Genomic DNA, 13204 nt, shown 5'->3' with positions numbered 1-13204 from the left:
AGAACCATGCAGACAGCCGCCCGTCTCGCTGGGCGCGTGCTCGCCGTCGTCGTCATCGTGGTTGCGGGTGCCGCGCTCGTGCTCGGGGTGATCGTGCCCCGGTTCGCCGGTGCGACCCCGTACGTGGTGCTCACCGACTCGATGGAGCCCAGCCTCCCGGCGGGCACCCTCGTCGTATCGCGTCCGGTGGAGCCCGAGCAGATCCGCACCGGCTCGGTGATCACCTACCAGCTCCGCTCCGGCCAGGAGCAGCTCGTCACGCACCGTGTGGTGGGCATCGGCACCACGGTGGGCGGCGAGCGGACGTACGTCACCCAGGGGGACTCGAACGACGTGCCGGACGCGCAGCCCGTGCGCGACGTCCAGGTGCGCGGCGCCGCCTGGTACCGGGTGCCGTACCTCGGTCACGTCGCCGGTGTGTTCACCGGCCAGCGCGCGATGGTCGGCGTCGCGGCCGCGGTGCTGCTCCTCGGTTACGCGGGCTGGCAGGTGGCGCGTGCGATGCGCGAGCGGTCCGCGCGGGCGCGGGCGCGGCCCGCCGTCGTCGGCCCTGGGGTGGCCGACGACGCGGGTGCGTCCAGCGACGAGGTTCTCGCTCCCGGGGCGGACCCGGTCGAACGGGCTGGTCCGATCGACGACGGAGGGGGACGATGAGGCCGGGACGACGGACGGCCCTGGTCGCGGTGCTCGTCGCGGGGTCGGCCGCGCCGGCGCTCCCCGCGTCCGCCGCGGTGCCGGCGGCCACCGACGACCGGCTGGTCCTCAGCGTCGACGGGCGGACATGGTCGCCCGACGTCACGACGCCCCTGTTCGACCCGGGCCTTGTCTGGGTGCCCGGAGACGTCGAGACCGGCACCCTGTACGCGCGCAACGAGTCCGGCGAGGACGCCCGGGCCGCCGCCTCGGTGGTCCTGGCGGACGGTGAGGGTGCGGCGCTCGCCGACGAGCTGCACGTCAGGACGCGGCTGGGGGCGGGTCCGTGGACCGACGGCGTGCGGTCGGCCGTCATCGACCTCGGACCGGGCGAGGTGCTTCCGATCGGGGTCGAGCTGGCGTTCGACCCCGGTGCGACGAGCGCGCCGAAGGTGCGGACCGTCGAGATCGACGTGGTCGTGACGCTCTCGACCGCGGGACTGGGCGGGCCCGGTTCGGACGTCCCAGGTGCCGACGGGCCGGGCGGCCCGGGCAGCCTGCCGCGGACCGGGGTGGACCTGCTGCTGCCGGCAGTGGTGGCGGTGGCCGCCGTCCTGCTCGGGAGCGCGCTCCTGCTGCTCCGGGAGCGCGGTGGACCGCGCGGGCCGCGTGGGCCTCGCGGGCCGCGCGGGCGAAGGCCCGAGCATGGCTGAGCCCGACCGCTCGTCCTCGCAACGCTCCGGCTGGTGGGGCGCCGCCCGGCGGCGTGGGCTCGCCGCGCTCGCGCTGGCCATGCTGCTGCCTGGCGCCGCGGTGGCGTGGGCATGGTGGGGCGGCGCGGGGGCGGTGACCGCGGAGCAGATCACCGCGGGCACCCTGGACCTCACGGTGGGACCGGTGACGGGCGCGGAGCAGCTGGTCGGTCCGGGCGGGTCGTGGACGTACACGGCGCTGGGGCTCACTGGGATGCTGCCGGGGGAGAGCGTCGCCGCCACCGTCGTGCTGCGCAGCTCCGGTACGACGGCCGTCGACGTCTCCGCGTCGGTCACGTCACCGACCGCGGCGCTGGGGCAGAACCTGCTCCTGAGCACGACCACGGGCGGGGCCGCGACGAACACCACGACGAACGGCCTGCGCACGGGGGCCTGCACCGGCACGGTCTCCCGTGCGACGGCGCCGGTGACCACCACGGCGACCTCCGCCCTGAGCGCGGTGCCGGTGGCGTCCGGTGCGACCGTGACACTGTGCGTGGTGCTCGGCCTGAGCGCCGGCGCGCCGTCGTCGGTCCAGGGCGTGTCCAGCACGGCGACGTTCCTGTTCACCGCGAGCCAGGCCGGTGCACCGTGAGGCGGGCGGCGTTCGCGGTCATCGCCGCGTTCGTGCTCCTGCTGGCGGTCATGGTCCCGCGCGGCCCCGCGTGGGCTGCCTGGTCGGACACGGGAACCGTTGCCTCCGACGCGCTGAGCGCCGGGACGATCCCGGTGACCACGGCGAGCTGCGGGACCCTCGGCATCGGATCTGTGACGTTCACCTGGACCGCCGTGACCGGCGCCACGGGCTACGTGGTGCACTACGGCGCCGGCGGCGCCACGACGCAGACCCTGTCCGCGGGGACCACCTCGTTCCAGGCCACCGGAGCCGTCACGAACGGGACGTTCTACGTCGAGGCGCAGCGGCAGTTCGCATCGACGACCTGGACATCGGCGCAGTCGAACTCCCGGACCTACACGGTGGTGGCGCTCGTGCTCGGCGTCTGCGTGTGACCGGGGTGTCCTGACCCGATGGACCGATGACCCGCGCCGGGCCGCATAGAATCGAATGCTGTGACAGCACCGACCATCGGCGTCCTCGCCCTGCAGGGCGACGTCCGCGAACACCTGGCCGCCCTCGAGTCCGTGGGCGCGCGTGCCGTGACCGTGCGCCGTCCGGCCGAGCTGGCCGCCGTCGACGGGCTCGTGCTCCCCGGCGGGGAGTCCACGACCATGGACAAGTTGCTGCGCATCTTCGAGCTGGACGAGCCGCTGCAGGCCCGGATCAAGGAAGGCCTACCGGTGTTCGGCTCGTGCGCGGGGATGATCCTGCTCGCGGACCGCATCCTCGGCGGCACCGAGGACCAGCGCACGCTCGGGGGCATGGACGTGGTAGTGCGGCGCAACGCGTTCGGGCGGCAGGTCGACTCGTTCGAGACCGACCTCGAGTTCGCGGGCATCTCCGACGTCGGGGACGGCGGCCCGGTGCGCACCGCGTTCATCCGCGCCCCTTGGGTCGAGGAGGCCGGGCCCGAGGTCGAGGTGCTGTCCCGCATCCCGGCTGTGGATACGCAGGGCCGTCCTGTGGCGGCCGCCGGTAGGATTGTCGCAGCACGGCAGGGACCACTGCTCGCCACCGCATTCCACCCCGAGATCACGGGGGAAGCGCGGGTGCACGGGCTGTTCGTCAGCATGGTTGCGGGCGGCTGAGCGGTTCCCACCGCGATCTCGAGAGCCATCGATAGCAAGGAGTCAGGTAGAGGCATGTCAGGTCACTCCAAGTGGGCCACGACCAAGCACAAGAAGGCCGCGATCGACGCCAAGCGCGGCAAGCTCTTCGCGAAGCTGATCAAGAACATCGAGGTGGCGGCACGCACGGGCGGCGGCGACCTCGCCGGTAACCCGACGCTGTTCGACGCGGTGCAGAAGGCGAAGAAGTCGTCTGTCCCCAACGACAACATCGACCGCGCGCTGAAGCGTGGTTCGGGCGAGGGCGCCGACGCCGTCGACTACCAGACGATCATGTACGAGGGCTACGGCACGAACGGCATCGCCGTCCTCGTCGAGTGCCTCACGGACAACAAGAACCGCGCGGCCTCCGAGGTGCGCCTGGCGTTCTCCCGCAACGGCGGCAACCTCGCCGACCCGGGATCGGTGTCGTACCTGTTCTCCCGCAAGGGCCTGATCGTGGTGCCGAAGGCCGACGGCGTGGGCGAGGACGAGGTGATGCTCGCCGCGCTCGACGCCGGCGCCGAGGACGTCACCGACCAGGGCGAGGTCATCGAGGTCCTGACCGAGGCGACCGACCTGGTGCCGGTGCGTACGGCCATCCAGGAGGCCGGCATCGAGTACGACTCCGCGGACGTGATCTTCCACCCGTCGATGCAGGTGGAGGTCGACGTCGAGGGCGCTCGCAAGATCATGCGCCTCATCGACTCGCTCGAGGACAGCGACGACGTGCAGAACGTCTACGCGAACTTCGACGCGAGCGACGAGGTCTTGGCGGCCCTCGACGAGGACGACTGACGTTCCCGCTGGTCGAGCCTGTCGGGACCACGCCCTCAGTCGTGAGAATCTGACGCCATGCGCGTCCTAGGAGTCGACCCCGGCCTGACCAGGTGCGGCGTCGGCGTCGTCGACTCCCTGCCCGGGCGGCGGGCCCGGATGGTCGCGGTCGGGGTGATCCGCTCGGACGCGGACCTGTCCACGGACCTGCGCCTGCTGAAGATCGCGGACGGCCTGGACGCCTGGCTGGACGAGCACGTGCCCGACGTCGTCGCGGTCGAGCGGGTCTTCGCGCAGCACAACGTCGGCACGGTGATGGGGACCGCCCAGGCGGCGGGCCTGGCCATGGTGGCCGCGGCCCGCCGGGGCGTGCCCGTCGCGCTGCACACGCCGTCGGAGGTGAAGGCGGCGGTGACCGGTTCGGGGCGCGCCGACAAGGCGCAGGTGACGACCATGATCACACGCATCCTCGACCTCTCCGATGCGCCGAAGCCCGCCGACGCCGCCGACGCGCTGGCGCTCGCGGTCTGCCACCTGTGGCGTCCCGCGGGCGCACTGCAGGGCGGCGACCGGCACGAGCTCACCCCCGCGCAGCGCGCCTGGGCCGCGGCCGAGCAGGCCGCCAAGCAGCGCCCGCGCCGCTGACCCGCCGCCGACCGCAGACTTGGTCGCCGCCACTTTCGGCGACTGCAGACTTCGTTGCGGATCCGGGCCCGGTATCCGCAACAAGATCTGCAGTCGGCATCCGTGGCCGCGACCAAGTCTGCGGTCGCTGGCTGGCGGCGTGGCCTGCTCAGGTGGCATGGTGGCGCTTGTTAGGCTCCTCGCACGGACGTTCGATCGGGTCCCGGCAAGCTCGACCACCAAGAGCCGGGACCCAGACGCAAGGAGGGGGAGCCCGTGATCGCCTCGCTGACGGGGACCGTGGCCCACGTGGGCCTGGACCGTGCGGTGGTCGACGTCGGCGGCGTCGGCTACCTGGTGCACGCCACGCCCACCACCCTGGCCGGGCTGCACGTCGGCGAGACCGCCGGCGTCGCCACGAGCATGGTTGTCCGCGAGGACTCGATGACGTTGTACGGGTTCGGTGACCCCGATGAGCGCGACGTGTTCGAGGCGGTGCAGACGGTGTCCGGCGTCGGGCCGCGCCTGGCGCTCGCGATGCTCGCGGTGCACACCCCCGACGCGCTGCGCCGCGCCGTCGCGGGCGAGGACCTGGCCGCGCTGACCCGCGTGCCGGGCATCGGCAGGAAGGGCGCCCAGCGCCTCGTCCTGGAGCTGGGCGACCGGCTCGGCCCGCCCTCGGGCGTATCCCCGGCAGGGGCCGCGCCGGGGTCGGCCACCGAGGTCAACGTCGCCGACCACTCCGAGCGGGTGGTGGAGGCCCTGGCGGGCCTCGGCTGGCCCGCCAAGCAGGCCGACGACGCCGTGGCGAAGGTGCTCGCGGAGGCGGGGACCGACGCCGTGACGGCCGACGACGTCGCCTCGACTCTGCGCGCCGCGCTGCGGGTGCTGGGCGGACACCGTGGCTGAGGTCTCGACGGGCTCTGCCACCGGGACGGACGGCGCCGGCGGCCGGATAGTCGCCCCGAGCGCCGACGAGATCGAGCGGGCCGCCGAGGCCGCGCTGCGGCCCAAGGGCCTGGACGAGTTCGTAGGGCAGCGGGTCGTGCGCGACCAGCTCTCTCTGGTGCTCCAGGCGGCGATGGCGCGCGGCAACCCGCCCGACCATGTGCTGCTGTCCGGCCCGCCAGGGCTCGGCAAGACGACGCTGGCCATGATCATCGCGGCTGAGCTCGCCTCGCACATGCGGCTCACCAGCGGCCCCGCCATCCAGCACGCGGGCGACCTCGCCGCCGTCCTGTCCTCCCTCGAGGAGGGAGACGTGCTGTTCATCGACGAGATCCACCGCCTGGCCCGTCCCGCCGAGGAGCTGCTGTACGTCGCGATGGAGGACTTCCGGGTCGACGTAGTGGTCGGCAAGGGCGCCGGCGCGTCCGCCATCCCGCTCGCGCTGCCCCGGTTCACCGTCGTCGGCGCCACCACCCGCTCCGGCCTGCTGCCCGCGCCGCTGCGCGACCGCTTCGGGTTCACCGGGCACATGGACTACTACTCGCCCGAGGAGCTGGAGCGCGTGATCCTGCGCTCCGCCGGGCTGCTCGGCGTGCACCTGGACCACGCGGCCGCGCACGAGATCGCCGGCCGCTCGCGCGGCACCCCCCGCATCGCCAACCGGCTCCTGCGCCGCGTCCGCGACTGGGCGCAGGTGCGCGGCGACGGACGGCTCGACCTGCACGCCGCGAAGTCCGCCCTGGAGGTCTACGAGGTCGACCTCATCGGCCTCGACCGCCTCGACCGCGCGGTGCTCACCGCCCTGTGCACCCGGTTCGGCGGCGGACCCGTGGGCCTGTCCACGCTCGCCATGACCGTGGGCGAGGAGGCCGAGACCGTCGAGACCGTCGCCGAGCCCTACCTCGTCCGCGAAGGCCTGGTCGGACGCACCCCGCGCGGCCGTGTCGCGACCCTCTCGGCCTGGGAGCACCTGGGGCTCACGCCGCCCGCGCAGGCGCCGGGGGGCGGTGCTGGATCCGCGGAGCAGGGAACTTTGCTCGACCCCTGACGTTGTTCTTGTGGCGCCCCTGGTGGGCGACCCGAGGATCCGGCCCCGGCACTACACTGGGTTGGATCCTCGTCGTACTTGCGCCACGTGTACGAGAGATACGTGCGCAGCACATCCGACACAGCAATCGAACAGGGACCTCACCGTGGAAATGCTCATTCTCGTCGCGATCCTTCTCGTGGCGATGTTCTTCATGTCCTCCCGCTCCCGCAAGCAGCAGCGCGCGGCGGCGGAGTTCCGAAACAACCTCACGGTCGGAACCAAGGTGATGACCGCGTCCGGCATGATCGGCACCGTCGTCGACGTCGACGACGCGAACGACCAGGTGACCATCGAGTCCTTCCCGGGCAACCCCACCACCTGGCTCCGTGCGGCCATCTCCAAGCAGATCGACGAGCCCGTCGCCGACGACGCGGACGCCGAAGACGCGACCGATGAGTCCGAGGTCACAGAGAACAGCGAAACGGCAAGTACGATCAGCCCCGACGCGAACGACGTTCCCGACGACCTGTCCGGCCTGGACACCGCCAAGCGCGAGTACCGGGAGCAGCAGCGACGGGACGCGGACGCGGACGGCAAGTGACGGCCGCGCCGTCCGGTAACCCCGGGCGGCGCCGAACCCGCGCCGGACGTACCCCCGGCGCGCACACGAGAAGAGACAGACGTTGGCGACTGACACCCGGCGCTCGCGGCCGGTTCGCACGATCGTTCTCCTGACGATCCTGACGATCCTGCTGCCCTTCGGCGCCCTCTTGGCCGGTTGGCAGCTCGACGAAAAGTCGAGCGACAATCCGAACGGCGCGAGCCTGGCCCCCGGCCTGGCGCTCGACCTGCAGGGCGGCACCCAGGTCATCCTGAAGGCAGTCACCTCCGACGGGTCCGAGGTGACCCCGGAGGCGATGGAAGAGGCCATCGGTGTCATCCGGCAGCGGGTGGACGCCAACGGCGTCACCGAGGCCGAGATCGCCGCCCAGGGCAGCAACCAGATAGTGGTCGAGATCCCCGGCGAGGTGGACGACGAGACCATCGCGCTGATCTCGAAGGCCGCGCAGATGAAGTTCCGGCCGGTCCTGACCTACGGCGCCCCGCAGCCGACGCCGACAGCGGAGCCGTCCGCGTCACCCAGTGCCTCCGGCGACGACGCCGCGGCCGACGACGGCGCGGGGGCGACCGTCAAGGAGATCGCGGCGCTCGAGAAGAAGATCACCGCGGAAGCCAAGGACGTCGACCCGACGGACCCGAGCGACCTGGCGCAGATCACGCCGTCGGTCCAGAAGCTCTACGACGAGCTGGACTGCACCGACCCGAAGAACCTCGAGGGCGGTGGCGGCGACCACCCGGACCAGGTGCTCGTCACGTGCGACCAGACCGGCGCGGCCAAGTACATCCTGGGCCCCGTCGAGGTGGACGGCACCAACCTGAGCGGCGCGGCGTCCGGCCTCATGCCGGGCGCGAACGGCACGGTCACGAACACGTGGGGCGTGACCCTCGACTTCAACTCGGAGGGCGCGACGCAGTTCCGCGAGACCACCGAGCGGCTCGTGGCGCTGGAGTCGCCGCGCAACCAGTTCGCCATCGTGCTGGACGGTCTGATCGTCTCGGCGCCGAGCATCAACGAGCCGATCACCAACGGTGAGGCCCAGATCTCCGGCTCCTTCACCCAGGACTCGGCGGCGACGCTGGCCAACCAGCTGAGCTTCGGCTCGCTGCCGCTCACCTTCGAGGTGGAGGGCGAGAACCAGATCTCTGCGACGCTGGGCTCGGAGCAGCTGCAGCGCGGCCTGTTCGCCGGCCTCATCGGCCTGGCGCTGGTGGTCGTGTACTCGATGTTCCAGTACCGCACGCTCGGCCTGCTGACGGTCATGTCGCTCGTCGTGGCCGGTGCCATGACCTACGTCGTGATCGCGCTCCTGAGCTGGGGCATGGGCTACCGCCTCTCCCTGCCGGGTATCGCTGGTCTGATCGTGGCCATCGGCTTCACGGCGGACTCGTTCATCGTGTACTTCGAACGTATCCGGGACGAGCTACGTGACGGCAGGTCGCTGCGGCTCGCGGTCCAGCGCGGCTGGGTGCGTGCCCGCCGCACTGTGCTGGCCGCCAAGTCCGTGAACCTGCTCTCGGCCGTGATCCTGTACTTCATGACGGTCGGCGGCGTGCGCGGCTTCGCGTTCACCCTGGGCCTGACCACGATCATCGACATCATGGTGGTCTTCTGGTTCACGCACCCGGTCATGGAGCTGATCGCGAAGATCCCGTTCTTCCGGGACGGCCACAAGTGGTCGGGTCTCTCGGCCGACCGTCTCGACCTGAACAGCGGCCCGCGGTACCGCGGGGCCGGCCAGTTCTCCGGCCCGAAGCAGCCCGCGGCGGACGCTCCCGACCTCGGCGCGCCGAGCGAGGAGCGCGAGCTGGTCACGGCGCAGTCGGTCACGCCGGTGCCACGCACGGCCGAGGACGGCCGAAGGATGACTATCGCGGAGCGGCGTGCCGCCGAGCGCAAGGCTGCCGCCGAAGCGGCTCAGAACGAGGAGAAGCACTGATGGCCGGCAGCTTCGCTCATTGGGGCAACGACCTCTATACCGGGCGCAGGTCCTACCCGATCATCCAGCGGAAGAGCCTCTGGTTCTCGATCGTCGGCCTCTTCTCGGTCGCCTCGATCCTCGTGCTGGTGTTCCAGGGCCTGAACCTGGGCATCGACTTCCGCGGCGGCTCCGAGTTCACCGTCTCGGGCGTGGCCAGCACGGACGAGGACATCGCCCTCGACACCGTCGCGGAGGTCGCCCCGGGCGAGGAGCCGCACGTCACCCAGCTCGGCTCCGACTCGGTCCGCGTGCAGGTCTCGCAGCTCGACAACGACGAGACGGGCCGGCTCCAGGACGCCCTGGCGCAGGCGTACGGGGTGGATCCGTCAGAGGTCACGTCGAACTTCATCGGCCCCACCTGGGGTGAGTCCGTGAGCATGCGGGCCCTGTGGGGCACCGTCGCGTTCGTGATCGCGGCGGCGATCTTCATGGCGCTGTACTTCCGCGCGTGGCGCATGTCGGTGGCCGCCATCGTGGCGATGCTCATCGACGTGCTGGTCTCGGCCGGCGTGTACGCGGTGATCGGCTGGGAGGTCACGCCGTCGACGATCATCGGCTTCCTGACCATCCTGGGCTTCTCGCTCTACGACAAGATGGTCGTCTTCGACAAGGTGCGCGAGAACACGGTCTCCGTGACCGAGCAGTCCCGCAGCACCTACGCCGAGCGGGCCAACCTCGCGGTGAACCAGACCCTGGTCCGGTCCATCAACACCTCCGTGGTGGCGCTGCTGCCGGTCGCGGGCATCCTCTTCGTGGGTGGCTTCCTCCTCGGGGCGGGCACGCTGAACGACATCTCGCTGTCGCTGTTCGTCGGCATCGCGGTGGGTGCGACGTCGTCGATCTTCCTGGCCACACCGCTGGACGTGGCGCTGCGCGAGCGTGAGCCCAAGATCGCCGCGCACACCAAGAAGGTCATGGACCTGCGCGCGGGCCTCGTGGCCGAGGGCGCCGACGAGGGTATGCTCGCCGCCGCCGCGTCGGGTTCCGCCCAGCTCGTCCCCGGGCACCACCAGGGACACACCGCCCAGCCCAAGCGACGCCGGTAGGCTCCGCTTCGTGGCAGACGACATGACCGCCGTCGCCCTCTCCGGCCTTGCGCCGGAGAGGGCGACGCGCATTCGCGACCTGATCTCAGACGTACCGGACTTCCCCTCGCCGGGAATCCTCTTCAAGGACATCACGCCCCTCCTGGCCGACGCCGAGGGGCTGGCCGACGTCGTGGAGGCGTTCACCCGCCTGGCGCTGGCCGACGGCGTAGATGTAGTGGCCGGTATGGAGGCCCGCGGCTTCCTGCTCGGCACGCCGGTGGCCCACGCGCTCGGCCTGGGGTTCCTGCCCCTGCGGAAGGCGGGCAAGCTCCCGCCGCCTACGCACCAGGTGTCGTACGACCTGGAGTACGGCTCGGCGTCGATCGAGCTGCGCTCGGGAACACTCACCCCCGGTGCGCGTGTTCTCATCATTGACGACGTCCTCGCCACGGGCGGTACCGCGGCGGCCGCAGCAGAGCTGGTGGAGCAGTGCGGAGGAGTGGTCGCCGGGCTCGCGTTCCTGCTCGAGCTGGAGGCGCTCCACGGACGTGACAGGCTCCAGGGCCACAACGTCGATACTCTCCTGCGAGTGGACACGACGTCCGGTGAGTGAGCCGATCGGACGGGGAATAGAGGTCCAGGGATAGACTGGCGATTCCGGGTCTCACCCGGGTAAGGAGGCGCGTACATGGCGGAGAACACGGTGTCACGCGCTCCTGTGCCCGAGAAGAACCCGACCACCCCGCCCGGTGGCAACAGGATGCGCAACCGGCTCGTGCGCCTCGGCGTGCGCAGCGTGGGCGGGGGTACCCCCGCGGCGATCGAGCCGCTCCTGCAGGCGATCCGCAGCAACCACCCCAAGGCCGACGTCGCGCTGATCGAGCGCGCGTACGTCGTCGCGGAGAAGGCCCACCGCGGGCAGATGCGCAAGAGCGGCGACCCGTACATCACGCACCCCGTCGCCGTCTCCACGATCCTCGCGGAGCTCGGCTTCGAGGGCACCACGATCGCGGCCGCGCTGCTGCACGACACGGTGGAGGACACCGACTACTCGCTGGACACGCTGCGCGGCGAGTTCGGCGACGACGTCGCGCTGCTCGTGGACGGCGTGACCAAGCTCGACAAGGTGAAGTACGGCGACGCGGCGCAGGCCGAGACCGTGCGCAAGATGGTCGTGGCCATGGCCAAGGACATCCGCGTGCTGGTCATCAAGCTGGCCGACCGCCTGCACAACGCCCGCACCTGGAAGTACGTGCCGTCCAAGTCGGCGGAGCGCAAGGCGCGCGAGACCGTCGAGATCTACGCGCCGCTGGCCCACCGACTGGGCATGAACACGATCAAGTGGGAGCTGGAGGACCTCTCCTTCCAGACCCTGTACCCCAAGGTGTACGACGAGATCGTGCACCTCGTGGCCGAGCGGGCCCCCGCGCGCGAGGAGTACCTCGGCGTGGTGAAGGGCCAGATCGAGTCGGACCTGCGCAGCGCGAAGATCAAGGCCACGGTGACCGGCCGGCCGAAGCACTACTACTCGATCTACCAGAAGATGATCGTGCGCGGTCACGACTTCGCGGAGATCTACGACCTCGTCGGCACGCGCGTCCTCGTGGACACCGTGCGCGACTGCTATGCGGCGCTCGGCGCCATGCACGCGCGGTGGAACCCGGTCCCCGGCCGGTTCAAGGACTACATCGCGATGCCGAAGTTCAACATGTACCAGTCGCTGCACACGACGGTGATCGGCCCGGGCGGCAAGCCCGTGGAGATCCAGATCCGTACGCACGACATGCACCGGCGGGCCGAGTACGGCGTCGCGGCGCACTGGAAGTACAAGGAGAAGACACCGGCCGGCGGCGCAGGCGGGAACGACCCGAAGAACCAGGACATGGCCTGGCTGCGCCAGCTCGTGGACTGGCAGCGCGAGACGGCCGACCCGGCGGAGTTCCTTGACTCGCTGCGGTTCGAGATCGGTGGCGACGAGGTCTACGTCTTCACGCCGAAGGGCATGGCGATGGCGCTGCCGGGCGGCGCGACGCCGGTCGACTTCGCCTACGCCGTGCACACCGAGGTGGGCCACCGCACCATGGGCGCCCGCGTGAACGGCCGCCTGGTGCCGCTGGACTCGCCGCTGGAGAACGGCGACGTCGTCGACATCCTCACGTCGAAGTCCGAGACGGCGGGGCCGAGCCGCGACTGGCTCGGGTTCGTGAAGTCGCCGCGCGCGCGCAACAAGATCCGGCAGTGGTTCACCAAGGAGCGTCGCGAGGAAGCCGTCGAGACCGGCAAGGACGCGATAGCGAAGTCGATGCGGAAGCAGGGCCTGCCGATCCAGCGGCTCATGTCGCACGAGACCCTCCTCGGGGTCGCGGACGAGATGAACTACCAGGACGTGACCGGCCTGTATGCGGCCGTCGGCGAGGGGCAGATCTCCTCAGCCCACGTGGTGGAGAAGCTCGTCAAGGCGCTCGGTGGCGCGGACGGCGCGGAGGAGGACGTCGCCGAGGCCGCCAGGCCCGGTGGGCTCACCGCCCGGCGGGTGCGCTCGGGCGACCCGGGCGTCAAGCTCAAGGGCTCCGACTCCGCGGACGTGTGGGTCAAGCTCGCCAAGTGCTGCACCCCGGTGCCGGGCGACGACATCGTCGGCTTCGTGACCCGCGGCCAGGGCGTCAGCGTGCACCGCACGGACTGCGTGAACCTGGACGGGCTGCGCAAGCAGCCGGAGCGCCTGGTCGACGTGGAGTGGACGCAGGGCGCGAACACGATGTTCCTGGTCCAGATCCAGGTCGAGGCGCTCGACCGGTCGCGCCTCCTGTCGGACGTCACGCGAGTGCTGTCCGAGAACCACGTCAACATCCTCTCGGCGTTCGTCTCGACGTCGGACGACCGGCTGGCGGTCTCCCGGTTCATCTTCGAGATGGCCGAGCCCGCGCACCTGGCGACCGTCCTCGCGGCGGTCCGGAAGGTCGAGGGCGTGTTCGACGTGCACCGCATCACCGGCACCAAGCCGGTCGAGCGGCCGCAGCTGCCGGTCTGACCCCTCTGGCTGTGGGCGCGATCGTCGTGACTTCGCGTCCGCCTGAGACGCAAACT

14 protein-coding genes are annotated in these 13204 nt (G+C 71.1%); all 14 read left to right on the top strand.

The features are described from left to right. Nucleotides 1–6: 6 nt before the first annotated feature. The 14 genes from C8K30_RS19255 (at nucleotide 7) to C8K30_RS19190 (ending at nucleotide 13148) form a co-directional block, all read left to right on the top strand. Complete coding sequence (locus tag C8K30_RS19255) at nucleotides 7–654, top strand: signal peptidase I (RefSeq protein WP_108494530.1); 648 nt, start codon at nucleotides 7–9, stop codon at nucleotides 652–654. Further along, on the top strand, nucleotides 651–1346 hold the full coding sequence (locus tag C8K30_RS19250; RefSeq protein WP_108494529.1) for a hypothetical protein: 696 nt from the start codon (nucleotides 651–653) through the stop codon (nucleotides 1344–1346). The genes C8K30_RS19255 and C8K30_RS19250 overlap by 4 nt, the downstream gene beginning before the upstream one ends. Continuing rightward, on the top strand, nucleotides 1339–1980 hold the full coding sequence (locus tag C8K30_RS19245) for a hypothetical protein (RefSeq protein ID WP_146197528.1): 642 nt from the start codon (nucleotides 1339–1341) through the stop codon (nucleotides 1978–1980). The genes C8K30_RS19250 and C8K30_RS19245 overlap by 8 nt, the downstream gene beginning before the upstream one ends. Beyond that, nucleotides 1977–2396, top strand: a complete 420-nt coding sequence (locus C8K30_RS19240) for a hypothetical protein (protein WP_108494527.1) — start codon at nucleotides 1977–1979, stop codon at nucleotides 2394–2396. The genes C8K30_RS19245 and C8K30_RS19240 overlap by 4 nt, the downstream gene beginning before the upstream one ends. 60 nt (nucleotides 2397–2456) lie before the next feature. Continuing rightward, nucleotides 2457–3092, top strand: coding sequence for a pyridoxal 5'-phosphate synthase glutaminase subunit PdxT (gene pdxT, locus C8K30_RS19235; RefSeq protein WP_108494526.1), 636 nt, complete (start codon nucleotides 2457–2459; stop codon nucleotides 3090–3092). Between the two features lie 54 nt (nucleotides 3093–3146). Next, on the top strand, nucleotides 3147–3908 hold the full coding sequence (locus C8K30_RS19230; protein ID WP_108494525.1) for a YebC/PmpR family DNA-binding transcriptional regulator: 762 nt from the start codon (nucleotides 3147–3149) through the stop codon (nucleotides 3906–3908). Nucleotides 3909–3965: 57 nt separating this feature from the next. Then, a complete protein-coding gene (gene ruvC, locus C8K30_RS19225; RefSeq protein WP_108494524.1) occupies nucleotides 3966–4532 on the top strand; it encodes a crossover junction endodeoxyribonuclease RuvC in 567 nt (188 codons plus the stop codon). A 255-nt stretch (nucleotides 4533–4787) separates the two neighbouring features. Continuing rightward, a complete protein-coding gene (gene ruvA / locus C8K30_RS19220; protein ID WP_108494523.1) occupies nucleotides 4788–5420 on the top strand; it encodes a Holliday junction branch migration protein RuvA in 633 nt (210 codons plus the stop codon). After that, the gene (gene ruvB / locus C8K30_RS19215) at nucleotides 5413–6507 is read left to right on the top strand and encodes a Holliday junction branch migration DNA helicase RuvB (RefSeq protein WP_108494522.1); all 1095 of its coding nucleotides are present in this window, start codon (nucleotides 5413–5415) and stop codon (nucleotides 6505–6507) included. Before ruvA ends, ruvB begins: the two co-directional genes overlap by 8 nt. Nucleotides 6508–6658: 151 nt before the next feature. Further along, nucleotides 6659–7090 carry a preprotein translocase subunit YajC gene (yajC, locus tag C8K30_RS19210; protein WP_108494521.1) on the top strand — a complete coding sequence of 144 codons (432 nt, stop codon included), beginning with the start codon at nucleotides 6659–6661 and terminating at the stop codon, nucleotides 7088–7090. An 82-nt stretch (nucleotides 7091–7172) separates the two neighbouring features. Next, nucleotides 7173–9047, top strand: a complete 1875-nt coding sequence (gene secD, locus C8K30_RS19205; RefSeq protein ID WP_165919529.1) for a protein translocase subunit SecD — start codon at nucleotides 7173–7175, stop codon at nucleotides 9045–9047. Beyond that, on the top strand, nucleotides 9047–10135 hold the full coding sequence (secF, locus tag C8K30_RS19200) for a protein translocase subunit SecF (protein WP_108494520.1): 1089 nt from the start codon (nucleotides 9047–9049) through the stop codon (nucleotides 10133–10135). Before secD ends, secF begins: the two co-directional genes overlap by 1 nt. 22 nt (nucleotides 10136–10157) lie before the next feature. Next, entirely contained in the window at nucleotides 10158–10730 is a 573-nt protein-coding gene (locus C8K30_RS19195) for an adenine phosphoribosyltransferase (protein ID WP_108494519.1), read from the top strand. Nucleotides 10731–10805: 75 nt separating this feature from the next. Further along, entirely contained in the window at nucleotides 10806–13148 is a 2343-nt protein-coding gene (locus C8K30_RS19190; protein WP_108494518.1) for a bifunctional (p)ppGpp synthetase/guanosine-3',5'-bis(diphosphate) 3'-pyrophosphohydrolase, read from the top strand. Nucleotides 13149–13204 lie beyond the last annotated feature (56 nt).

The organism is Promicromonospora sp. AC04, assembly GCF_003058225.1.
Taxonomy (GTDB): Bacteria; Actinomycetota; Actinomycetes; order Actinomycetales; family Cellulomonadaceae; genus Promicromonospora.
The sequence above is the reverse complement of the archived record's forward strand: the minus strand, read 5'-3'. Positions and strand labels throughout refer to the sequence as shown.

Coding starts and splice junctions, on each gene's coding strand:
- C8K30_RS19255 (WP_108494530.1), top strand. CDS start 7: ATGCAGACAGCCGCCCGTCTCGCTGGGCGCGTGCTCGCCGTCGTCGTC.
- C8K30_RS19250 (WP_108494529.1), top strand. CDS start 651: ATGAGGCCGGGACGACGGACGGCCCTGGTCGCGGTGCTCGTCGCGGGG.
- C8K30_RS19245 (WP_146197528.1), top strand. CDS start 1,339: ATGGCTGAGCCCGACCGCTCGTCCTCGCAACGCTCCGGCTGGTGGGGC.
- C8K30_RS19230 (WP_108494525.1), top strand. CDS start 3,147: ATGTCAGGTCACTCCAAGTGGGCCACGACCAAGCACAAGAAGGCCGCG.
- ruvC (WP_108494524.1), top strand. CDS start 3,966: ATGCGCGTCCTAGGAGTCGACCCCGGCCTGACCAGGTGCGGCGTCGGC.
- yajC (WP_108494521.1), top strand. CDS start 6,659: ATGCTCATTCTCGTCGCGATCCTTCTCGTGGCGATGTTCTTCATGTCC.
- secF (WP_108494520.1), top strand. CDS start 9,047: ATGGCCGGCAGCTTCGCTCATTGGGGCAACGACCTCTATACCGGGCGC.
- C8K30_RS19195 (WP_108494519.1), top strand. CDS start 10,158: ATGACCGCCGTCGCCCTCTCCGGCCTTGCGCCGGAGAGGGCGACGCGC.
- C8K30_RS19190 (WP_108494518.1), top strand. CDS start 10,806: ATGGCGGAGAACACGGTGTCACGCGCTCCTGTGCCCGAGAAGAACCCG.